General features: G+C 71.9%; 20 protein-coding genes and 1 riboswitch. Of the genes, 8 read left to right on the forward strand and 12 right to left on the reverse strand.

Annotation, left to right across the window (positions count from 1 at the left end; all coding sequences use genetic code 11):
* The first annotated feature begins 104 nt into the window (after positions 1 to 104).
* Positions 105 to 1,046, forward strand: coding sequence for an NADP-dependent oxidoreductase (locus ACFWTC_RS09265; protein WP_383920316.1), 942 nt, complete (start codon positions 105 to 107; stop codon positions 1,044 to 1,046).
* A 10-nt stretch (positions 1,047 to 1,056) separates the two neighbouring features.
* Here ACFWTC_RS09265 and mnmA read toward each other — a convergent pair whose 3' ends face one another.
* Entirely contained in the window at positions 1,057 to 2,190 is a 1,134-nt protein-coding gene (gene mnmA, locus ACFWTC_RS09270) for a tRNA 2-thiouridine(34) synthase MnmA (RefSeq protein WP_383920319.1), read from the reverse strand.
* 68 nt (positions 2,191 to 2,258) lie between these two features.
* On the opposite strand from mnmA, the gene ACFWTC_RS09275 reads away from it, so the two are divergent.
* Positions 2,259 to 2,933 carry an N-acetylmuramoyl-L-alanine amidase gene (locus ACFWTC_RS09275; RefSeq protein ID WP_383920322.1) on the forward strand — a complete coding sequence of 225 codons (675 nt, stop codon included), beginning with the start codon at positions 2,259 to 2,261 and terminating at the stop codon, positions 2,931 to 2,933.
* Here the strand turns inward: ACFWTC_RS09275 and ACFWTC_RS09280 are convergent.
* From ACFWTC_RS09280 to ACFWTC_RS09330, 11 genes are all read right to left on the reverse strand, one after another.
* Positions 2,926 to 4,089, reverse strand: coding sequence for a cysteine desulfurase family protein (locus ACFWTC_RS09280; RefSeq protein ID WP_383920325.1), 1,164 nt, complete (start codon positions 4,087 to 4,089; stop codon positions 2,926 to 2,928). The two genes, ACFWTC_RS09275 and ACFWTC_RS09280, sit on opposite strands and share 8 nt — an antisense overlap.
* Positions 4,090 to 4,379: 290 nt before the next feature.
* On the reverse strand, positions 4,380 to 5,237 hold the full coding sequence (locus tag ACFWTC_RS09285; protein ID WP_383920327.1) for a thioesterase family protein: 858 nt from the start codon (positions 5,235 to 5,237) through the stop codon (positions 4,380 to 4,382).
* Between the two features lie 47 nt (positions 5,238 to 5,284).
* On the reverse strand, positions 5,285 to 5,941 hold the full coding sequence (locus ACFWTC_RS09290; RefSeq protein WP_351273824.1) for a trimeric intracellular cation channel family protein: 657 nt from the start codon (positions 5,939 to 5,941) through the stop codon (positions 5,285 to 5,287).
* 139 nt (positions 5,942 to 6,080) lie between these two features.
* The gene (locus ACFWTC_RS09295) at positions 6,081 to 7,175 is read right to left on the reverse strand and encodes an ABC transporter ATP-binding protein (RefSeq protein ID WP_383920443.1); all 1,095 of its coding nucleotides are present in this window, start codon (positions 7,173 to 7,175) and stop codon (positions 6,081 to 6,083) included.
* Positions 7,176 to 7,189: 14 nt separating this feature from the next.
* Positions 7,190 to 8,284, reverse strand: a complete 1,095-nt coding sequence (locus ACFWTC_RS09300) for an ABC transporter ATP-binding protein (protein WP_383920330.1) — start codon at positions 8,282 to 8,284, stop codon at positions 7,190 to 7,192.
* Positions 8,281 to 9,279, reverse strand: a complete 999-nt coding sequence (locus tag ACFWTC_RS09305) for an ABC transporter permease (protein ID WP_383920333.1) — start codon at positions 9,277 to 9,279, stop codon at positions 8,281 to 8,283. The genes ACFWTC_RS09300 and ACFWTC_RS09305 overlap by 4 nt, the downstream gene beginning before the upstream one ends.
* Before the next feature lie 132 nt (positions 9,280 to 9,411).
* On the reverse strand, positions 9,412 to 11,187 hold the full coding sequence (locus tag ACFWTC_RS09310; protein WP_383920336.1) for an ABC transporter substrate-binding protein: 1,776 nt from the start codon (positions 11,185 to 11,187) through the stop codon (positions 9,412 to 9,414).
* 74 nt (positions 11,188 to 11,261) lie between these two features.
* On the reverse strand, positions 11,262 to 12,257 hold the full coding sequence (locus ACFWTC_RS09315) for an ABC transporter permease (RefSeq protein WP_383920339.1): 996 nt from the start codon (positions 12,255 to 12,257) through the stop codon (positions 11,262 to 11,264).
* Between the two features lie 471 nt (positions 12,258 to 12,728).
* Positions 12,729 to 13,469: an enhanced serine sensitivity protein SseB C-terminal domain-containing protein gene (locus ACFWTC_RS09320; RefSeq protein WP_383920342.1), complete on the reverse strand. Its 741-nt coding sequence runs from the start codon at positions 13,467 to 13,469 to the stop codon at positions 12,729 to 12,731.
* An 82-nt stretch (positions 13,470 to 13,551) separates the two neighbouring features.
* Positions 13,552 to 14,286 carry an enhanced serine sensitivity protein SseB gene (locus tag ACFWTC_RS09325; RefSeq protein ID WP_384028929.1) on the reverse strand — a complete coding sequence of 245 codons (735 nt, stop codon included), beginning with the start codon at positions 14,284 to 14,286 and terminating at the stop codon, positions 13,552 to 13,554.
* Positions 14,287 to 14,403: 117 nt separating this feature from the next.
* Positions 14,404 to 15,087, reverse strand: coding sequence for an AAA family ATPase (locus ACFWTC_RS09330; protein WP_383920446.1), 684 nt, complete (start codon positions 15,085 to 15,087; stop codon positions 14,404 to 14,406).
* A 181-nt stretch (positions 15,088 to 15,268) separates the two neighbouring features.
* Positions 15,269 to 15,372, forward strand: a riboswitch (glycine riboswitch).
* A gap of 193 nt (positions 15,373 to 15,565) precedes the next feature.
* Between ACFWTC_RS09330 and gcvT the strand changes: the two genes are divergently transcribed.
* The 6 genes from gcvT to ACFWTC_RS09360 all read left to right on the forward strand — a co-directional run bounded on the left by gcvT (position 15,566) and on the right by ACFWTC_RS09360 (position 21,654).
* The gene (gene gcvT, locus ACFWTC_RS09335) at positions 15,566 to 16,681 is read left to right on the forward strand and encodes a glycine cleavage system aminomethyltransferase GcvT (RefSeq protein ID WP_383920347.1); all 1,116 of its coding nucleotides are present in this window, start codon (positions 15,566 to 15,568) and stop codon (positions 16,679 to 16,681) included.
* 101 nt (positions 16,682 to 16,782) lie between these two features.
* Positions 16,783 to 17,166, forward strand: a complete 384-nt coding sequence (gcvH, locus tag ACFWTC_RS09340; protein ID WP_383920350.1) for a glycine cleavage system protein GcvH — start codon at positions 16,783 to 16,785, stop codon at positions 17,164 to 17,166.
* Positions 17,167 to 17,183: 17 nt separating this feature from the next.
* A complete protein-coding gene (glyA, locus tag ACFWTC_RS09345) occupies positions 17,184 to 18,440 on the forward strand; it encodes a serine hydroxymethyltransferase (RefSeq protein WP_384028927.1) in 1,257 nt (418 codons plus the stop codon).
* 573 nt (positions 18,441 to 19,013) lie between these two features.
* On the forward strand, positions 19,014 to 20,396 hold the full coding sequence (locus ACFWTC_RS09350) for an L-serine ammonia-lyase (protein ID WP_383920358.1): 1,383 nt from the start codon (positions 19,014 to 19,016) through the stop codon (positions 20,394 to 20,396).
* Between the two features lie 203 nt (positions 20,397 to 20,599).
* A complete protein-coding gene (locus ACFWTC_RS09355) occupies positions 20,600 to 21,007 on the forward strand; it encodes an SsgA family sporulation/cell division regulator (RefSeq protein WP_383920361.1) in 408 nt (135 codons plus the stop codon).
* Between the two features lie 86 nt (positions 21,008 to 21,093).
* Complete coding sequence (locus ACFWTC_RS09360; protein WP_383920364.1) at positions 21,094 to 21,654, forward strand: hypothetical protein; 561 nt, start codon at positions 21,094 to 21,096, stop codon at positions 21,652 to 21,654.
* Positions 21,655 to 21,788: the final 134 nt, after the last annotated feature.

The raw sequence follows: 21,788 nt of genomic DNA on the forward strand, positions 1-21,788 counted from the left end.
GCCAGATCCTGTCACATGGTGGCCGTACGGTCAGCACCGTGGCCCGGTCCCGGCGCCGAAGCTGGTTCCACAGCAGCACGAGACACACCCCCGAGGAGAAACACATGCGCGCCATCGTCGTCAGCCAGTGGGGCGGACCCGAGGTACTGGCCGAGACCGAGCTGGACCGGCCGGAGCCGGGCATGGGCGAGATCCTGGTACGGGTCCACGCGGCCGGGGTGAACCCCGTCGACTGGAAGACCCGGGCCTCCGGCGCCCTCATCCCCTGGGGGCCGGTCCCGCAGGTCGGCTGGGACGTGTCGGGCACCGTGGAGGCGGTCGGCCCGGGCGTGACCCTGTACCGGGCGGGCGACGAGGTGTACGGCATGCCCCGCTTCCCGCAGCAGGCCGGCGCGTACGCCGAGTACGTGACCGGTCCCGCGCGGCACTTCGCCCGCAAGCCCGCCTCGCTGGACCACGTGCAGGCGGCGGCGCTGCCGCTGGCCGCGCTGACCGCCTGGCAGGCGCTGGTGGACACCGCCGGGGTCTCGGCCGGGCAGCGCGTGCTGGTGCACGCCGCGGCCGGCGGGGTCGGTCACCTGGCCGTGCAGATCGCCAAGGCCCGGGGGGCGTACGTGATCGGCACCGCGAGCGCGGGCAAGCACGACCTGCTCCGCGAACTCGGCGCCGACGAGGTGATCGACTACCGCACCACGGACTTCGAGGACGTCGTCTCCGACGTGGACGTCGTGATCGACGCGGTCGGCGGGGACCACGGGCGGCGCTCGCTGAAGGTGCTGAAGCCGGGCGGCCACCTGGTGACCCTGCCGGGCCCGGACGGCGTCCCCGACGGCGCGGACGACGTGCACGCCGTCTGGCTCATCGTGGAGCCGGACCTGAAGGGCCTCCAGGAGATCGCCGCCCTGGCGGACAAGGGCCTGCTGAAGCCGCTGGTAGAGGCGGTCCTGCCGCTGGGGCAGGCCGCGAAGGCCCACGAGATCGGCGAACTGGGCCGCACCACCGGCAAGATCGTCCTGACGGTGGTCCGACCCCCGCGCCGCGCTTGACCCTCCGGCGCTACACGGACGCGGCCGCGGACCGGGTGGTCGTCGCGATGGTGGCGGAGCCGACCACGCGGGTGCCGTCGTACAGCACGATCGCCTGACCGGGGGCCACGCCGCGGACCGGCTCGGTGAAGGAGACGCGCAGCTCGCCGTCCACGAGCTCGGCGAAGACCTCGGTCTCGCCGCCGTGGGCGCGCAGCTGCGCGGTGTACGTACCGGGGGCGGCGGCCGCACCGCCGCACCAGCGGGGGCGGATCGCGGTGAGGGCGGTGACGTCGAGGGCCCGGGCGGGGCCGACCGTGACGGTGTTGTTCACCGGGGAGATGTCGAGGACGTAGCGCGGCTTGCCGTCTGCGGCCGGGTGACCGATGCGCAGGCCCTTGCGCTGGCCGATGGTGAAGCCGAAGGCGCCCTCGTGGGTGCCGACCTTCTCACCGGTCTCGTCGACGATGTCGCCCTCGGCCTTGCCGAGGCGGCCCGCGAGGAAGCCCTGGGTGTCACCGTCGGCGATGAAGCAGATGTCGTGGCTGTCGGGCTTCTTCGCGACGGCCAGGCCGCGCTCCTCGGCCTCGGCCCGGATCTCCTCCTTGGTGGTGAGGGTGTCACCGAGCGGGAAGAGGGCGTGGGCGAGCTGCTTCTCGTCGAGCACGCCGAGGACGTACGACTGGTCCTTGGCCATGTCGGAGGCGCGGTGCAGCTCGCGGGAGCCGTCCGCGTTCAGCACGACGGTGGCGTAGTGGCCGGTGCAGACGGCGTCGAAGCCGAGGGCGAGGGCCTTGTCGAGCAGCGCGGCGAACTTGATCTTCTCGTTGCAGCGCAGGCAGGGGTTGGGGGTGCGCCCGGCCTCGTACTCGGAGATGAAGTCCTCGACGACGTCCTCGCGGAAGCGCTCGGCGAGGTCCCAGACGTAGAACGGGATGCCGATGACATCGGCGGCGCGGCGGGCGTCGCGGGAGTCCTCGATGGTGCAGCAGCCGCGGGCTCCGGTGCGGAAGGACTGCGGGTTCGCGGAGAGCGCGAGGTGGACGCCGGTCACGTCGTGCCCGGCTTCGACCGCGCGGGCGGCGGCGACGGCGGAGTCCACGCCGCCGGACATGGCGGCCAGGACGCGGAGGGGGCGGGCGGTGCGCGGCAGGTTCTCAGTCATAGCACCGTCCAGGGTACGGGGAACCGCAAGGGGTCACGGCGCGTTGTCGGGGTCAGGGGGTGGATCACATGACGGGTGAGGGCGCGAAGGGCGGGAAAGCCGCGGGGAGACCGCGGCGGACCCGCAGGGCGGTGCTGCTCGGGGGGCTCGGGGTCGTCGCCGCGGCGGCGGTCGTCGGCCGGGACGAGCTGGGCCGCGCCTGGTGGCTGATGCCGGGGGTGTCCAAGCCGCGCAAGGAGGGCGACATCGACCACGCGGGGGCGGGCTGGACGGCGGCCTCCCCGGCGAACTGGCGGCTCGCGGACCGGCCGGACGACTACCGCGTGGACCGGATCGTCGTGCACGTCACACAGGGCGGCTTCGCGTCCTCGGTGGACGCGTTCAAGAACCCGTGGCACAAGGCGTCGGCGCACTACATAGTGCGCCAGGACGGCCATGTCGAGCAGATGGTGCGGGAGTTGGACGTCGCCTTCCACGCGGGCAACCGGTCGATGAACGAGCGGAGCGTCGGCATCGAGCACGTGGGCTTCGTGGACCGCCCGCAGGACTTCACCGACACGATGTACGCGGCGTCGGCCGTGCTGGCGGCCGGCATCTGCCGACGCTACGGCATACCGGCGGACCGCACCCACATCGTCGGGCACTCCGAGGTGCCGGGCGCCGACCACACGGACCCGGGTCCCCACTGGGACTGGGACCGGTACGTCCGCCTGGTCGGCGAGGCCCTGCGCGCCGCTAGCTGAGCCCCGCCGTGCGGGCCCGGTCGACCGCCGGTCCGATGGCCGCGGCGACGGCGGCGACGTCCTCCTTGGTGGAGGTGTGTCCCAGGGAGAAGCGCAGGGTGCCGCGGGCGAGCTGCGGGTCGGTACCGGTGGCCAGCAGGACGTGGCTGGGCTGGGCGACCCCGGCGGTGCAGGCCGAGCCGGTGGAGCACTCGATGCCCTGGGCGTCGAGCAGGAGCAGCAGGGAGTCCCCCTCGCAGCCGGGGAAGCTGAAGTGGGCGTTCGCCGGGAGGCGGCCTTCGGGGTCACCGCCGAGGACGGCGTCGGGGACGGCCGCCAAGACGGCGGAGACGAGCTCGTCGCGCAGGGCGCCGATCTCGGCGGCGAAGCGCTCGCGCCGTTCGGCGGCGAGGACCGCGGCGACGGCGAAGGCCGCGATGGCGGGGACGTCGAGGGTGCCGGAGCGGACGTGCCGTTCCTGGCCGCCGCCGTGCAGGACGGGGACCGGGGTCTGGTCGCGGCCGAGCAACAGGGCGCCGATCCCGTAGGGGCCGCCGACCTTGTGTCCGCTGACGGTCATGGCGGCCAGGCCGCTCTCCGCGAAGCGGACGTCGAGCTGGCCGAAGGCCTGGACGGCGTCGGAGTGGAGCGGGATGCCGTGCCCGGCGGCGACGTCGGCCAGTTCCCGGACCGGCATGACGGTGCCGATCTCGTTGTTGGCCCACATCACGGTGGCCAGGGCCACGTCGCCGGGGTCGCGCTCGACGGCCTCCCGGAAGGCCTCGGGGTGGACGCGCCCGTGGCGGTCCACGGGCAGGTACTCGACCCGCGCGCCCTCGTGCTCGGCGAGCCAGTGCACGGCGTCGAGGACCGCGTGGTGCTCGACGGGGCTGGCCAGGACGCGGGTGCGGGCGGGGTCGGCGTCGCGGCGGGCCCAGTAGAGGCCCTTGACGGCGAGGTTGTCCGCCTCGGTCCCGCCCGCGGTGAAGACCACCTCGCTCGGGCGGGCGCCGATCGCCTCGGCGAAGGCCTCGCGGGCCTCCTCGACGGTACGGCGGGCCCGGCGGCCGGCGGCGTGGAGGGAGGACGCGTTCCCCGTGGCGGCGAACTGCGCGGCCATCGCCGCGGCAGCCTCCGGCAGCATCGGGGTGGTGGCGGCGTGGTCGAGGTAGGCCATGATCCCCCGATTCTACGAGGCGCCCGGTCCCCCGGACTCCAGCGGGACTCCCCCGGACCGGACCCCCGCCCCGGTCGCACGGCGGGGCGGGGGTCCGGCCGACCGTGGCGCCGGGGCGCACCGACGGGCCCGGCCGAGGTCAGGGACCCGGGGCGGGCCCGGCGGGGCATGACGGACCCGGCGGCGGTCAGGCCCAGGCCCGGCGCGGCCCGGCGCGGGCCGGGCCACGCAGGACCGGGCCGGATCGAGTCGGGCCCGGCCGGATCGGGTCGGGGCGGGCCCGGCCGGGATCAGGCCTGGCGCGGTGCGCGGGCCAGCTGGCGGGACTGGGCCACGAGGTGGTCCGCGGAGTCCCAGACCTCGGCGTCCTCCTCCAGGAAGCCGCCGGCCAGGTTGCGCGTGGTGATCGCGACCCGCAGCGGGCCCGGAGCCGGGCGGCGGCGCACGTGGGTGGTCAGCTCCACGGTCGGGGTCCAGCCGATCAGGCCGAGGTCGAAGGAGGTGGGCGGCAGGGCGTCCACCGCCAGCAGCATCGACAGCGGGTCGGCGTCGCGGCCGTCGGCGAGCTCGAACCAGGCCCGCATCTCACCCTTGCCGGAGGGTGCGCCGACGGCCCATCCGGCCGTGGCCGGGTCCAGCCGCAGCCGGAGCCGGTCGACGATGGCGGAGCTGCCGGGGATGGGGGCCGGGCCGGCCTCGGCGCCGAGGCAGTCCTCGTACGCGGGCATGGCGGGCGGGCGGGCCGTGGTCCGCACGTCGTCCGGGAGCGCGGAGAGGTCGCCGTAGGAGGCGAGGACGCGGATGCGCTCGACCTCGGCGCCGTTCTCGTCGTACTGGAACAGCGAGGCCTGGCCCGTGGACAGGGTGCGGCCGATCCGGACGACCTGGGTGCGGATCACGGCGGGGCCGGGCGCGGAGGAGGTCAGGTAGTGCGCCGAGACCGTGAAGGGGTCCGGGTGCGGCAGGGCCGCGGACAGGGCCCGGCCGACGAGGGCCAGCAGGTAGCCGCCGTTGACGGCGGTGATGATCGTCCAGCCGGCGGAGAGTTCCGCGTCGTACACCCCGGCCTCGCCCGCGCGGGCGGTGATGGTGGTGTCGCGGTCGAACTCGCTGTCGCCGATGGATGCCTGGGCAGCTGCGTGTGACATGGAAACGACGGTACACCGCAGATCTACTAAGCGGTAGCTTATGTTTATTACGGCTCTTCGGCCACCGAGGAGCGGCGGTTCCACGCCAGCGGCGCCCGCAGGTGGTACCGGATGGCGAGCAGCCGCAGGACGAAGGTGGTGACGATCGCCAGGCCCGTGGTGATCGCGTTCAGGGTGTCGAGGGCGATGAAGACGGCGACCATCGAGGCGCCGACCATGGCCGGTACGGCGTACATCTCACGGTCCCGCAGCAGCGAGGGCACCTCGTTGACGAGCACGTCGCGCAGGACTCCCCCGCCGACGGCCGTGGCCAGCCCGAGCGCGGCGGACGCGGTGAGGCCGAGTCCGTACTCGTACGCCTTGGTGGTGCCCGTCACGCAGAACAGCGCGAGGCCGGCGGCGTCGAAGACGTTGATGGCCCGGTTGATCCGCTGGACCTCGGGGTGCAGGAAGAAGACGAGCGCGGCGGCGATCAGCGGCGTGACGAAGAAGCTGAGCTCGCCGAAGGCCGCGGGCGGGACGGCCCCGATGACGAGGTCGCGGAAGAGGCCGCCGCCGAGGGCCGTGACCAGGGCGAGGACGGCGATGCCGAAGACGTCGAAGTTCTTGCGTACGGCGAGGAGCGCGCCGGCCGTGGCGAAGACGAAGATGCCCGCGAGGTCCAGCGCGTGCTGGATGCCGGGCGGGAAGAGATCGTGGAGCACCGGGACATTGTCGCCTGCGGCGGGCCCGCCGCACGCCCCGGCCCGGGCGGCCCGGGGCTCCCGGATCCGCCGTTCGGCGGCGGCCCCGCACACGCGGGCGGGGCCGGAGGTCCTCCGGCCCCGCGCGTGTTTTCGGCCGCTACTCCGAAACCGTGGCCACCGCGTCGGCCGCACCCGGCAGGGGCTGGTCGCCCGGCACCTGGTCGGGGGCGTTCTCCGGGTGGTGGCAGGCCACCTGATGTCCCGTCTTGAGCTCCAGCAGCGGCGGCTCCTGCGTGGTGCAGACCTGCGTCGCCTTCCAGCACCGCGTGTGGAAGCGGCACCCGCTCGGCGGCGAGATCGGCGACGGCACGTCGCCCTTGAGCAGGATGCGGCCGCTCGCGGCGCCGCGCCGGCGCGGGTCCGGCACGGGCACGGCCGACATGAGCGCCGTGGTGTAGGGGTGCATCGGGGCCCCGTACAGCGCCTTGTTGTCGGCCAGCTCGACGATCTTGCCGAGGTACATCACCGCGATGCGGTCCGACACGTGCCGGATGACCGACAGGTCGTGGGCGATGATCACGTAGGTGAGGCCGAGCTCCTGCTGGAGGTCGTCCAGCAGGTTGACCACCTGGGCCTGGATGGACACGTCCAGCGCCGAGACGGGCTCGTCCGCGACGACCAGCTTCGGATTGAGCGCCAGGGCCCGGGCGATGCCGATGCGCTGGCGCTGGCCGCCCGAGAACTCGTGCGGGTAGCGGTTGTAGTGCTCGGGGTTGAGGCCGACCAGCGACAGCAGCCGCTGCACCTCGGGCTTGATCCCGCCCTCGGGCGTGACGTTCTGGAGCTTGAACGGCGCGCTGACGATGGTGCCCACCGTGTGCCGGGGGTTCAGCGAGCCGTACGGGTCCTGGAAGATCATCTGGATGTCGCGGCGCAGCGGCCGCATGCCCGCCACGCCGAGGTGCGTGATGTCCTTGCCCTCGAACTCGACGGTGCCGCCCGTGGGCTCCAGCAGCCGGGTGATCAGGCGGCCCATGGTGGACTTGCCGCAGCCGGACTCGCCGACGATGCCGAGGGTCTCACCGCGCCGGACGTCGAAGTCGATGCCGTCCACGGCCTTGACGGCCCCGGCCTGGCGCCGCAGCAGCCCCTTGGTGATGGGGAAGTGCTTGGTCAGGCCGGAGACCTTGAGCAGCACCTCGGGGGAACCGGTGGCCTGCTTGGGGATGACGGCCGTGTCCGTCTTCTTCATGTCGGGGGTCTCGGTCACAGCTTCGGCGCAATCTCTTCGGTCCAGATCCGGGTCCGCTGCTCGTGCGACATGTGGCAGGCGGACCAGTGGCGGGTGCCGTCCTCCGTGAGCTCGGGCCGGACCGTACGCGTCACGTCGTCCTCGGGGACGTCGGCGTACGGGCAGCGCGGGTTGAAGGCGCAGCCGCTCGGGATGTTGATGAGGCTGGGCGGCGAGCCCTTGACCGGGATGAGGCGCTCGGTCTGCTCGCGGTCGATGCGCGGCATCGAGCCCAGCAGGCCCCAGGTGTAGGGGTGGCGGGGCTCGTAGAAGACCTTCTCGGCCGTGCCCCGCTCGACGCAGCGGCCGCCGTACATCACCAGGAGCTCGTCGGCCATCTCGGCGACCACGCCCAGGTCGTGCGTGATCATGATGACCGCGGAGCCGAACTCCTTCTGGAGGTCCCGGATCAGGTCGAGGATCTGGGCCTGGACGGTGACGTCCAGGGCGGTCGTCGGCTCGTCCGCGATGAGCAGCTCGGGATTGTTGACCAGCGCCATCGCGATCATCGCGCGCTGGCGCATGCCGCCGGAGAACTCGTGCGGGTAGCTGTCGACGCGCTTGTGCGGCTCGGGGATGCCGACGCGGTCCAGGAGGTCGACGGCGCGCTTGCGGGCGGCCTTCTTGTCGACCTTGTTGTGGACGCGGTACGCCTCGGCGATCTGCTTGCCGATGGTGAAGTACGGGTGCATCGCGGACAGCGGGTCCTGGAAGATCATCGCGATCTCCCGGCCGCGCAGCCTGCGCACCTCGTCCTCCTCGGCGGTGAGCAGCTCCTTGCCGTTCAGCCAGATCTCGCCGGAGATCCGGGCCCGCTGGCGGCCGTACTGGCCGACGCGGTGCAGGCCCATGATGCCGAGCGAGGTGACCGACTTGCCGGAGCCGGACTCGCCCACGATGCCGAGGGTCTTGCCCTTCTCCAGCGTGAAGGAGAGCCCGTCGACCGACTTGACCAGGCCGTCCTCGGTCGGGAAGTGCACCTTGAGGTCGCGGACCTCCAGGAAGGCGGTGGGGGGCGCCGTCCCGCCGACGGGCTGGTTGAGGACTCCGGTCTTGGTCAGATCGGTCATGACAGCCTCACTCGGGGGTCGATCACCGCGTACATGAGGTCAACGATGAGGTTCGCCGCGACGACGAAGAAGGCGGAGATCAGGGTGATGCCCAGGATGACCGGCAGGTCGTGCTCGCTGATCGCGCGGACCGCGCTGTAGCCGAGGCCGTGCAGCGAGAACGTGTACTCGGTCAGCACCGCGCCGCCCATCAGGGCGCCGAGGTCCAGGCCGAGGACGGTCAGGATGGGCGTCATCGTCGAACGCATCGCGTGCTTCCCGATGACGACGGGTTCCGTCAGCCCCTTGGCGCGAGCGGTGCGGATGTAGTCCTCGTTGAGGACCTCCAGCATCGTCGCGCGGGTGAGCCGGGCGTACATCGCCGCGTAGAGGAAGGCGAGCGAGACCCACGGGAGGATCATGCCGTTGAACCACTTGACCGGATCGTCGGCGAACGTGGCCTCGGGGCGCCCGAACCAGCCGAGCTGGTCGGAGAAGAGGGCGATGGCGAGCATGCCCGTGAAGTAGATGGGGAGGGAGACGCCGGCCAGCGCGATGCCCATGGCCGAGCGGTCCAGGACCGTACCGCGCTTGAGGGCGGAGATGACGCCGGTGGCGACACCGCCGATGACCCAGAGCACGACGGCGCCGGCGGCGAGCGAGAGGGTGACCGGGAGCCAGTCGGTCAGCAGCGGCCAGACCTCCTGCTCGGTCTTGAAGGAGTATCCGAAGCAGGGCGCGGCGCAGTGCGTGACGTCGGAGCCGTTGGCGTACGTGCGACCCGCCACCAGCCCGACGACGAACTTGCCGAACTGGACGAGGATCGGGTCGTCGAGACCCATCTTCTGCCGGATGCCCTCGATGGCGGCGGGGTCGGACTGCTTGCCGACGAAGTACAGCGCCGGATCCGTCCCGATCATCTTCGGGAAGAGGAAGAAGATTCCGAAGGTCACCAGCGTGATGACCAACAGCATGACGATGACGGCGAAGAACCGCCGGATGAGATATGCAAGCACTGCGCTCGGCCTGGCCGCTGCCCGGGGGCGCCCTCTTCTGGAGAGCGCCCCCGCGCCGCGACCGCGGCCATCACCTGCCCTTCGTGCCTAGCGGGTGTGGCACTGGAACACTGGAACTGGACTGACGGACGGTTACTTCACGACGCCGAGCGACGCGTAGTCGTAGCGGCCGTTGTAGGCGTCGGAGGTGTAGGCGTTCGTCAGCCGGGTGCTGCGCCAGGTGATCGTCTTGTCGTAGACGAAGGGCAGGTAGACCGCGGCCTCGGAGACCTTCTGGTTCATCTGCTTGTAGATGTCGCCGGCCTTGTCCGGGTTGGTCTCGGCGATGGCGTCGTCGAACAGCTTGTTGATCGCCGGGTCGTTCAGCTCGGAGAAGTTGTTGTTGCCGCTCTGCAGGATGAAGCGACCGTCGACCAGCGGCTGGGAGAAGCCCTGACCGGTCGGGAAGTCGGCGCCCCAGCCCATGATGATGATGCCGTAGCCCTTCTCCTTGACGACCTTCGGCGAACCGATGATGCCGGAGGTCTGGGCGCCGTCGAACTGGTCGACGTCGGCCTCGATGCCGACCTGCTTCAGGGCGTTCTGCAGGGAGACGGCCGTGGCGACCTCGACCGGCTTGTTGTTGCGGACCGCGATGGTGGTCTTGAAGCCTTCCGGCTTGCCGCAGGCGGCGAGGGCGGCCTTGGCCTTCTCGACGTTCGGCTTGCCGTCGTTCTTCAGGACCTCGTACGGGTCGTACTTGGCGTCGGAGCCCTTGATGCCCAGCGGCAGCATGTTGGGGGCGATGTCGCCACCGGCCTGCGGGCCGCCGCGGGCGGTCTGCAGGGACTTCTTGTCGGCCGCGTGGATGACGGCCTTGCGGCACTCGACGTTGTCGAACGGCGCGACGGTCTGCGGGAACACGGCGTACCGGATGAAGCCGGTCTGGCCGTTGTCCAGGTTGCCCTTGTGGTCCTTCAGCGCGGTGGCGCGGGCCGCCTGGCCGATGCCGGTCGCGTTGATGTCGAGGTCGAACTCGCCGTTCATCAGACGCTTGTCCATGTCGTCCGCGTTCGCCATGAACGTGACCGAGATGGAGTCCGGGAGCGCCTTGCGGATGGTGTCCGACTCGGGCTTGTAGTTCGTGTTGCGCGAGAGCTTCATGCTCTTGTTGGGCTCGTACGAGTCGATCTTGTACGGGCCGTTCGAGAAGGGCTTCAGGCCGTACTTGGCCGCGGTGTCCTTCTCCTGCTTGACCGGGCTCGCCGCCGGCATGGCCAGCATCTGCTCGAAGTCACCGTTGGGCGCGGGGAGCTTGAAGATGATGGTCTTCGCGTCCGGGGTCTCGATCGCCTTGAGGCCGAGCTTGTCCGGGGCGGTGTCCTTGTACGGACCCGGGTACTCGGTCTTCGGGTCGAGGACCTGCATCAGGTAGACCGGGCCGCCGGAGATGACGTCCTGGGCCCAGGTGCGCTGGATGCCGTACTTCACGTCCTGGGCGGTGACGGGCGTGCCGTCCTCCCAGGTCACGTTGTCCTTGAGGGTGTACTTGTAGGTCTTGCCGCCGTCGCTGATCTCGGCCTTGGCGGTGGCGAGGTCGGGCTCCAGCGCGGTGCTCTGGTCGCCCGGGGCGGCCTTGTAGCTGACCAGCTGGCGGGCGTAGTAGCGGGAGAAGTCCCACATGAAGCCGTAGTAGCCGCGCTGCGGGTCCCACGAGTCGGCTTCCTGGGTGCCGACGAACTTGAGCTCGCCGCCCTTCTTGTCCGACGCGTTGGCGATCTTGCCTATGCCCGCGTTGAAGCCGGCGCCGCCGGCGGACTTGTCGTCCGTCTTGTCGTTGCCGCCACAGGCGGTCGCGGTCAGCATGACCGCGAGCACGACGGCCGTGCCGGTGGCAAGCCTGCGCTTCGACGTGCGATGGGTAGTCACGATGCTCGCAACCCTCCGTTGTAGTTCCGGTGTACGTACGGCTCGAAGCCGGTTCCTGGTTTGCCCTGCGGTGGCTAGCGGGAGCCCTTCGGGTCGAGGGCGTCGCGGACGCCGTCGCCGAAGAGGTTGAAGGCCAGCACGGTGATGAAGATCGCCACACCGGGGAAGATCATGAAGAGCGGATCGTCCTCGTAGGTCCGCACGGCCGTGGAGAGGGTTTCTCCCCAGGACGGCGTGGGCGGCTTGACGCCGACTCCGAGGAAGCTGAGGGCCGCCTCGGTCAGCACGTTGGTGGGGATCATCAGCGTCGAGTAGACGGTGATGGGCGCCACCAGGTTCGGAAGCAGTTCGCGGAAGAGGATGTACATGCGGCCCGCGCCGAGACTGCGCGCGGCTTCGACGTACTCCCGTTCGCGCAGCGACAGGGTCTGCCCGCGGACGATGCGGCCGATGTACGGCCAGCCGAAGAAGCCGATGACCAGCACCAGCACGGCGATGCGCAGGCCCGACCCCTCGAAGCCCCAGAGCTTGCTGGGGATGACGGAGATCAGCGCGATGATGAACAGCAGCTGCGGGAAGGCCAGCAGCAGGTCCATGACGCGGCTGATGGCCGCGTCGACCCAGCCGCCGAAGTAGCCCGCGATGATGCCGAAGAAGGTGCCCAGCCCGACCGCCACGAAGGCGGACAGGAAGGCCACCAGCAGCGAGATCCTGGCGCCGTAGACGATCCGGCTGAAGACGTCGCGGCCGTTGACCGGCTCGACGCCCAGCAGGAAGTCCCCGCTCATGCCGCCCCAGTCGCCGGCCGGCAGACCGAGCAGCGGGTCCAGCATGTCCTCGTGCAGCTCCTCCGGCGGGTGCCCGAGGAGCTTGACGATCAGCGGCGCGAAGAGTGCGACGAGGATCAGCAGGAGCACGACGACACCGCCGGCCAGGGCGACCTTGTCACGCCTGAGGCGGATCCACGCGATCTTCCACGGAGAGCGCCCCTCGATCGCCTTCTGCGGGACGTCGGGGGCGGCCACGGCCGCGGGCCCGGCCGCGCTGGTGTCGTGCAGTGGTGCCGTCATCGTGGTGGGGACCCCTCTCGGCCGACGGTGGCCGGCCCATGCCCGCCGCTGTGGCGGCTTGGTTCTATCGGCGTCGCTGATGGTGCGATCGGCACGAAATGCGCCTGAAGTGCACGTGAAGAGCTGGTGCTTGCTGGATCGACCGGCCTTCGGTGGGGGGAGTCTTCAACGGCGTCTGAGCCGCCCGCCAGACCTGCCGGGGATGTGATGCGCAACCGTGATCTGCGCCTACACCTTCCGTTATCCGAACCGCGCGGGCTGGTCAGCGGTGAAAGACCGCCCGTTAGGCGCGGAACGGACATCCGGGCCAACTGCCACTTAGGGCAGCCTTCTTGGGCGGATTCGACGGGATATACGGAAGGCCGCACCGGCGGATTCCGGTGCGGCCTTCGAGACGGATGTCTCAGTATGCGGATCTCTCGGGACGTGCCCGGGGTGCGGTCGGTACGGCGGACTCCGGTGCACCGGACCTCAGTACGCGGGGCCCTGTCCCTCTCGGTCGTAGAACGGCCGGGTCTGCGCCCGCAGCCACATCGCCACCGGGTCGTGTTCGTCGGCCAGCGCGACGGTGCACACCGGGACGCCCTCGGGGACCACGCCCACCGACTGGCGCATCATCTCCCGTACGGATTCCAGCGCGGGCGCGGAGGCGTCGTACAGGTCGAGCCCGACCGCGAGGTACGGCGACCCCAGCGCGGGCTGCACCCACGCGCGGCGCAGCGACCGGACGGCGGGCGTCCGGTGGGCGTGCCGGGTCAGCAGCCCGTAGAACTGCGGGAGCTCGATGGCGGGCTCCGACAGCCGCAGCGGTCCGGCCGGCATCCGGTCCAGGCCCGTGGCGATCCGGCGCAGGTCCGCCCAGGGCACGCCGAGTCCGCCGCCCGCGGCGTGCGGGTTGAGCCACAGCCCCCAGCGGTCCGGGTACAGGGCGCGGGCGATGTCCCGGCCCGTGACGACCTCGTAGCCCCGGTTCCAGCCGCTGGCGGCCAGCTCCTGCGGGGAGGTCACGCACGGCGCGTAGCCGAGGCCCTCCACCTCCATGCCGCCGTACTGGGCGTCCGGGGACCCCGGCTGCCCCTGCCACAGCAGCATCCACAGCCGGCCCTCGGCGAGGGCGTGCAGCAGTGACTCGTAGCTCTCATAGCGCCCGGGAGTCACCTGGCGCAGCATGTGCTCGACCTGCCCGGCCGCGGCCGTGCCTGACGCACTCACCCGGTACCCCTCTTCGTCCGCCCGTCGTCCACGCGTACCCGGGCCGCGCGTGCGGCCGCAAGTGTGACCACCTTAAGCGGCCCTACGGGAGGTAGAAGGGGCGTACGCGCTCACGAATCCAGTCCGTGACCGGGTCCTCGGCGGCGTCCAGGAGGATCAACTGCACCGGCCACGGAGGCGGGACGCGGGTCAGGGCCCGGCCGAGGGCCTCCATCGGGGCGTTCTGCGTCCCGGGGTCCCATCCCGCCAGCCGGACGCCGATGAACAGCTGCGGCTCCCCGCCCTCGACGCTGGCGAGGCAGCGGTACGCGGCGGTGACCGCGCCGGTCGCCCGGAACTCCTCCGTGGCGGCGGCCAGGAAGTCCACCGGGTCGTCCTGCCAGTCGGGCTCGAACAGCCGGACGCGGCCGCCGGACGCGGGTCCGTCGAGGGGGCTGCGTCCGATGCGGCACAGCTCCGCGACGGCGGGCGGGGGCAGGGGTACGCCGACGGCGCCCTCGGGGTTCACGGCGATGCCGAGCTGCGGGGGCAGGCCGCGGGCGAACTCGACGGCGGGGGCGACGGCGAAGTCCATGGCGGGGCCGGCGCAGTAGCGGAACTGCGCCTCGGAGCTGTAGACGGGGACGTAGGCCGCCCCGGCGATGTCCATGGTCGGCAGGGACAGGCTCGCCGCGTCGGGGGCCCCGCTGGCGGGCAGCGGCACCCACACCCGGCTGCGCCCGAGCACCTCGAGGATCCGCGCCCCCGCGTCGGGCTGCCCCAGCGCCGCTCCGAGCACCTGCTCCAGTTCGTTCTCCGGCCAGCCGCTGCCCTGCATGTTCCCCTGCCTCCGTGTGGTCCCACCGCGTCCGGTGCCGAGGCTATCCGCTGCCGGGGCCCGGGCCGCGCGGGGTCCCGGCGTCCCGCCCCGGGCAGCGGGGGTCCGGGGCCCGGCTCAGCCGTGGAACGCGATCCGCGTCACCGCCGCGGCCGAGCGGCGGTCCAGGAGCGTCACCGAGGCGCAGCCCGCCGGCGGGTGGCCGGCCTCCGCGTCGCGCAGCAGGCGCGCCACCGCGCCCCGGTGCCGGGAGAAGGCGTAGGCCGACACGCGCCGTCCGCGCGCCGCCTGCCCCGAGAGGGCCTCCTCGGGGCTGCTGTCCAGGAACAGCAGGTGCAGCTCGCGGCCCCGGCGGCGGGCGGCCGCCGCGAGCAGGCCGCGCACCCAGCTCTGGGTGCCGCAGTCGTGGACGACCACCGAGGCGCCGGAGCGCAGGACGCGCCACAGCCCCCAGTAGTGGGCGGCGCGGACCAGCGGCCGGTAGGCGCCGTACGGGAGGAACGCCGGCATCCGGCGCTCCCAGCGCTCGCGGGTGTCCTGGGAGTCGACGGACCCGCCCTCGGCGGCCGCCCGCTTGATCAGCGTGCTCTTGCCGCCGCCGGGCAGCCCGGACACGACGACGATGTCCCCGGCCGCGAAGCCGAGCCGCTGGGGCCCGCGCACCGCCGGGCCGCGCAGGTCCCGTACGGCGCCGGGGCCCGCCGCGTCCGCCGCCCGGCGGACGCGCGGGCCGCGCTGCTCCGGCACCGCGTCCACGGTTCCCGTCGTCGTCGCCACTACTCCGAATCTCCGCACAGTGATCGCCTCCCCCGAATCGGGTCGCAAGGACCCTTGCCCACTGAGTGTAAAGAGACGGTGATCCGGGATCGCCGGTTCCGGTCCGGACCTCCGCGAACGCCGTGGTCTTTCGGGCCCGCCCGCCCGATCACGCGCACGGCGTGCAATGATGTGCGCCATCTGGACCAACTGCATACCGGCCGCTTGAATCCGCGCGGGAGAGTCCCGGCACGCCGCAAGGCCGTGCGCGGGCGCCGAAGGAGCAAGAACCTCCCTTGAATCTCTCAGGCCCCGTACCGCGTGGATGAGGCAGATCTGAAAAGCGAGCCGTGCCGCCGCCCGTGAGGCCGGGGTGCGCGCTCCACCCAAGGTGCAAGTCGGGAATCCCGCCGGATCGGAAGATCGGGGGAACTCTCGGCGAACCTCTCAGGTTCCGATGACAGATGGGGAGGAACGTCCTCGTCATGTCATGTCGATGCCCTGGGACCCGGGAGTCACACCCATGAGCTCTGCCCCCCGTCTGACCGCCCTCGATGCGCTGCACCGTTCCCTCGGTGCGACCATGACCGATTTCGCGGGCTGGGACATGCCGCTGCGGTACGCGAGCGAGCGCGACGAACACAACGCCGTACGCACCAGGGCCGGTCTCTTCGACCTGTCCCACATGGGCGAGATCACCCTGACCGGCCCGGAGGCCGTCAAGGTCCTCGACTACGCGCTGGTCGGCAACATCTCCACCGTCGGCGTCGGCCGCGCCCGCTACACGCACATCTGCCAGGCGGACGGCGGCATCGTCGACGACCTGATCGTCTACCGGCTGGGCGAGACCGAGTTCATGGTCGTCGCCAACGCCTCCAACGCCCAGGTCGTCCTGGACGCGATCACCGAGCGCGCCGCCGGCTTCGACGCCGAGGTCCGCGACGACCGCGACGCGTACGCGCTGCTCGCCGTCCAGGGCCCGGAGTCCCCCGGCATCCTGAAGTCCCTGACCGACGCCGACCTGGACGGGCTGAAGTACTACGCCGGCCTGCCGGGCACCGTCGCGGGCGTGCCCGCGCTGATCGCCCGTACCGGCTACACCGGCGAGGACGGCTTCGAGCTGTTCGTCTCCCCCGAGCACGCCGTGGAGCTGTGGCAGGCCCTGACGAAGGCCGGCGAGGGCGTCGGCCTGGTCCCGGCCGGCCTGTCCTGCCGCGACACACTGCGCCTGGAGGCGGGCATGCCGCTGTACGGGCACGAGCTGACGACCTCCCTCACCCCGTTCGACGCGGGTCTGGGCCGGGTCGTGAAGTTCGAGAAGGAGGGGGACTTCGTCGGCCGCGCCGCGCTGGAGGCCGCCGCCGAGCGCGCCGCCTCGAACCCGCCGCGCAAGCTGGTCGGCCTGATCGCCGAGGGCCGCCGCGTCCCGCGCGCCGGTTTCCCGGTCGTCGCCGGCGGCGAGGTCATCGGCGAGGTCACCTCGGGCGCCCCGTCCCCGACGCTGGGCAAGCCGATCGCGATGGCGTACGTGGACGCGGCGCACGCCGCGCCCGGCACCTCCGGCGTCGGCGTCGACATTCGCGGTACGCATGAGCCGTACGAGGTCGTGGCCCTGCCGTTCTACAAGCGGCAGAAGTAACCCTGTCGTAGGCCTCAGCCGTACGGGCAGCCGTACGGTCCTGTCTCGGTAGCCGAGACCGCTGTTCGTTCCCACTCCCCCGCATCCAGGAGAATCAGGCCATGAGCAACCCCCAGCAGCTGCGTTACAGCAAGGAGCACGAGTGGCTGTCGGTCGCCGAGGACGGCGTCTCGACGGTCGGCATCACGGAGTTCGCGGCCAACGCGCTCGGTGACGTCGTCTACGCCCAGCTTCCCGAGGTGGGCGACACGGTGACCGCGGGCGAGACCTGTGGCGAGCTGGAGTCGACCAAGTCGGTCAGCGACCTGTACTCCCCCGTCACCGGTGAGATCGTCGAGTCCAACCAGGACGTCGTGGACGACCCGGCGCTCGTGAACACGGCCCCGTTCGAGGGCGGCTGGCTGTTCAAGGTGCGCGTCGCGGAGGAGCCGGGCGACCTGCTCTCCGCCGAGGAGTACGCCGCGCTCACCCACTCCGACAACTGACACCCCAGGGGATCTTGATGTCTGTGCTGAACACCCCGCTCCACGAGCTCGACCCGGACGTCGCCGCCGCCGTCGACGCCGAGCTCGTACGCCAGCAGTCGACCCTGGAAATGATCGCGTCGGAGAACTTCGCTCCGGTCGCCGTCATGGAGGCCCAGGGCTCGGTCCTGACCAACAAGTACGCCGAGGGCTACCCGGGCCGCCGCTACTACGGCGGCTGCGAGCACGTCGACGTGGTCGAGCAGATCGCGATCGACCGCATCAAGGCGCTGTTCGGCGCCGAGGCCGCGAACGTCCAGCCGCACTCCGGTGCGCAGGCGAACGCCGCCGCGATGTTCGCGCTGATCAAGCCGGGCGACACGATCATGGGCCTGAACCTGGCCCACGGCGGTCACCTGACCCACGGCATGAAGATCAACTTCTCCGGCAAGCTCTACAACGTGGTCCCGTACCACGTCGACGAGACCGGCCACGTGGACATGGCCGAGGTCGAGCGCCTCGCCAAGGAGTCCAAGCCGCAGCTGATCGTCGCGGGCTGGTCCGCCTACCCGCGCCAGCTCGACTTCGCCGCCTTCCGCCGCATCGCGGACGAGGTCGGCGCGTACCTCATGGTCGACATGGCGCACTTCGCGGGCCTGGTCGCCGCGGGTCTGCACCCGAACCCGGTGCCGCACGCCCACGTCGTGACCACCACCACGCACAAGACCCTGGGCGGTCCGCGCGGCGGCGTCATCCTGTCGACGCAGGAGCTGGCCAAGAAGATCAACTCCGCGGTCTTCCCGGGCCAGCAGGGCGGCCCGCTGGAGCACGTGATCGCGGCCAAGGCCGTCTCCTTCAAGATCGCGGCCTCGGAGGGCTTCAAGGAGCGCCAGGTCCGCACCCTGGAGGGCGCGAAGATCATCGCCGAGCGCCTGGTGCAGCCCGACGTCACCGAGGTCGGCGTGTCCGTCCTCTCCGGCGGTACGGACGTCCACCTGGTCCTGGTCGACCTGCGCAACTCCGAGCTGGACGGCCAGCAGGCCGAGGACCGGCTCCACGAGATCGGCATCACGGTCAACCGGAACGCCATCCCGAACGACCCGCGGCCGCCGATGGTCACCTCGGGCCTGCGGATCGGCACCCCGGCCCTGGCCACGCGCGGTTTCGACGCCGAGGCCTTCACCGAGGTCGCCGAGATCATCGCGTCCGCGCTGAAGCCGGCGTACGACAGCGAGGACCTGAAGGCGCGCGTCTCCGCGCTCGCCGCGAAGTTCCCGCTGTACCCGTCGCTCTAGAAGCGCCCGGGAGTGATCCGGAAGGGCCCGGTCCTGCCTGTGCTGGCCTGTGCACAGGACCGGGCCCTTCTCATGACCAAAGCCCCGGGCGGATGCGGCCCGACCTGCCCCGCCCGTTCCGCCTTCGGGCGGCGTGGTTCCTCTGCCCGCCGCCCTTCGTCCTCCGCGCCGGCGCCCTGTACTGGTCGCGGTGGCCAGACCCCGGCACCGTCACCGCCCTGCCCCCGCCGGCCGTCCCGATCGCGGCGCTGGCCCCGTTGGCCGCCTGACGCCGGGCCCGTACGCCCGGTCCGTACGGGCGGGCGTCGCGGCCCACCGCGCGGGCCTGCCGGGGCCGGACCCGGTGCTGGACGCCTCCGGGACCGCGACCCCGGAGAACGCCGTACGGGAGCGTGAGCCGGCCCACGCCTGACGGCCCATGCCTGACAGGCCACGCCTGACGGCCACACCCCGGGCCGGTCCGGCAGACGAATCGTTCATGTGCACGCGTTACGCTCGTCTGCCGGACAAAATCCGCCCAATCGCACTTCTCCTGCCCCCTCCCACCCCACGAGCAGACAAGGGAGTCCGCCAGTGGCCATCTCCGTATTCGACCTCTTCTCCATCGGCATCGGCCCGTCCTCCTCCCACACGGTCGGCCCCATGCGGGCGGCCCGCATGTTCGTGACCCGGCTCAAGAAGGACGGCGTCCTCGCCCAGACCGCGTCCGTGCGCGCCGAGCTGTTCGGCTCGCTCGGCGCGACCGGCCACGGCCACGGCACCCCCAAGGCGGTGCTCCTGGGCCTGGAGGGGCAGTCCCCCCGCACCGTGAACGTGGAGACGGCCGACGCGGAGGTCGAGCGGATCCGGCAGTCGGGGCGGCTGCGGCTGCTCGGCGCGGAGATAGGCGATGCCCACGAGATCGCCTTCGACGAGCCGAACCAGCTGATCCTGCACCGGCGGCGCTCGCTGCCGTACCACGCGAACGGCATGACCCTCTTCGCGTACGACACCGCCGGCACCCCGCTGCTGGAGAAGACGTACTACTCGGTCGGCGGCGGCTTCGTCGTGGACGAGGACGCGGTCGGCGAGGACCGGATCAAGCTCGACGACACGGTGCTGAAGTACCCCTTCCGCTCCGGCGACGAGATGCTCCGCCTGGCGAACGAGACCGGCCTGTCGATCTCGTCGCTGATGCTGGAGAACGAGAAGGCCTGGCGCACCGAGGACGAGATCCGCGAGGGCCTCCTGGAGATCTGGCGCGTCATGCAGTCCTGCGTCGCGCGCGGCATGTCCCGCGAGGGCATCCTCCCGGGCGGCCTGCGCGTCAAGCGCCGCGCCGCCTCCACCGCGCGCCAGCTGCGCACCGAGGGCGACCCGATGCTGCACCGCAGCGAGTGGGCGACGATCTACGCGATGGCGGTCAACGAGGAGAACGCGGCGGGCGGCCGGGTCGTGACGGCCCCGACCAACGGCGCGGCCGGCGTCCTGCCGGCGGTCCTGCACTACTACATGAACTTCGTGCCGGGCGCGGACGAGGACGGCGTGGTCCGCTTCCTCCTCGCGGCGGGCGCGATCGGCATGCTGTTCAAGGAGAACGCCTCGATCTCCGGCGCCGAGGTCGGCTGCCAGGGCGAGGTCGGCTCGGCCTGCTCGATGGCGGCGGGCGCCCTGGCCGAGGTCATGGGCGGCACCCCGGAGCAGGTGGAGAACGCGGCCGAGATCGGCATGGAGCACAACCTGGGCCTGACCTGCGACCCGGTCGGCGGCCTGGTGCAGATCCCGTGCATCGAGCGCAACGGCATGGCGGCGGTCAAGGCGGTCACGGCGGCCAGGATGGCGATGCGCGGCGACGGCACGCACAAGGTCTCCCTCGACAAGGTCATCAAGACCATGAAGGAGACGGGCGCGGACATGAAGGTCAAGTACAAGGAAACGGCCCGCGGCGGCCTGGCGGTCAACGTCATCGAGTGCTGATCACCGTCCGCCGGGACCGGTGGCCCGTCCTCCCGTACGAAGTCCCGCGCGCCCGGGCGCGGCCGTACGGGGCCCGGGCGCCCGGCGGGAAGTCGGGTCCAGCGGCCCTGTAGGACGGGACCTTCGGCACGGGGCGGCGGGCGGGCCGTGGGCTAGTTTGCGAAGGGGTGCGAAATCCCCGTGCCGACAGAGAAGGGCGCCCCATGGCCACCACCGAACAGCGCGTCCTTCCGCTCCGGCTGGAGGCCTCGCCCGTGTCCCTCCCGGTGCACGGGGCCTTCACGTACCGTTCCGACCGGCCGTACGAGGTGGCCGTGGACCTCCAGGGCGCAGGCGCCCACCTGGCGCGCTGGGTGTTCGCCCGCGACCTGCTGCTCGACGGGGAGTCCTGCGCCACCGGCGAGGGGGACATACAGGTGTGGCCGCGCTGGAAGGGCACCGAGCCGCGGGTCTTCCTGGCCTTCAGCAACGGCGAGAAGAGCTGCGTGTTCTCCGCCCGCGCCAAGGACGTGCGCGGGCTGTGCCGCCGCCTGACCCAGCTGGTCCCGCGCGGCCTGGAGCACCGGCACTACGACCTCGACGCGGAGCTGGACGCGCTGCTCCCCGGCTGACGCCCGGCCCGGGGAACCGCCGCCGTCCCGTTCGTGTCCTTAGCGGTGACAGCACAGTCCCCGCCTCCGGAGAATCGGGGGACGTCATGAACGACGTCACGAACCATCCGCGCCCACGTCCGTCTCACCGCCTGCCGTCCCTTCGGCGGCGCCGCCGACAGCTCGTGGCCCTGGCCACCGGCGCCCTGCTCACCGCCGGCCTCGCCCTCGCCGCACCGGCCTCGGCCGCCCAGGCCGGCGCCCGCACCCAGACCCCGCTCGTCGTCAACGCCCGCTGGGGCGGTCACTGCACGTACGACCGGCTCGTCATCGACCTCCAGGGGTACGTCCCCGGGGTCACCGTCACGCCCGTGCCGAAGCTGTACTACGACGGCTCGGGCAAGCCCGTCCCGCTTGCCGGGAAGTTCTTCCTGGAAGTCCGCCTGAACCCCGCCGCCGGTCACGACGACGCGGGGCAGAACGTCTACCAGGGCCCGCGCCTTCAGAAGATCTACCTCAGCAAGCTCAAGGGCATCGCCCTGACCGGCGACTACGAGGGGTACGTGACCTTCGGCGCCGCCTTCGACACCAGGCCCGCCTACTCCACCACCGTCCTGCACTCGCCCGAGCGGCTGGTCCTGGACATCGCGCACCCCAACGTGTGCTGACCGGGGCGGGGGGGCCGCGCCGCGGCGGCCCCCCCCGCCCCCCCCCCGGGGGCCCCGGGGGGGGGGGGGGGGGGTTGGAAACGCCCCGCCCCGCCCCCACCGGGGGGCGGGGGGGGCGGGGGGGGCGACCCCCC

Source organism: Streptomyces sp. NPDC058619, assembly GCF_042717785.1.
In the GTDB taxonomy this organism is placed as follows: domain Bacteria; phylum Actinomycetota; class Actinomycetes; order Streptomycetales; family Streptomycetaceae; genus Streptomyces.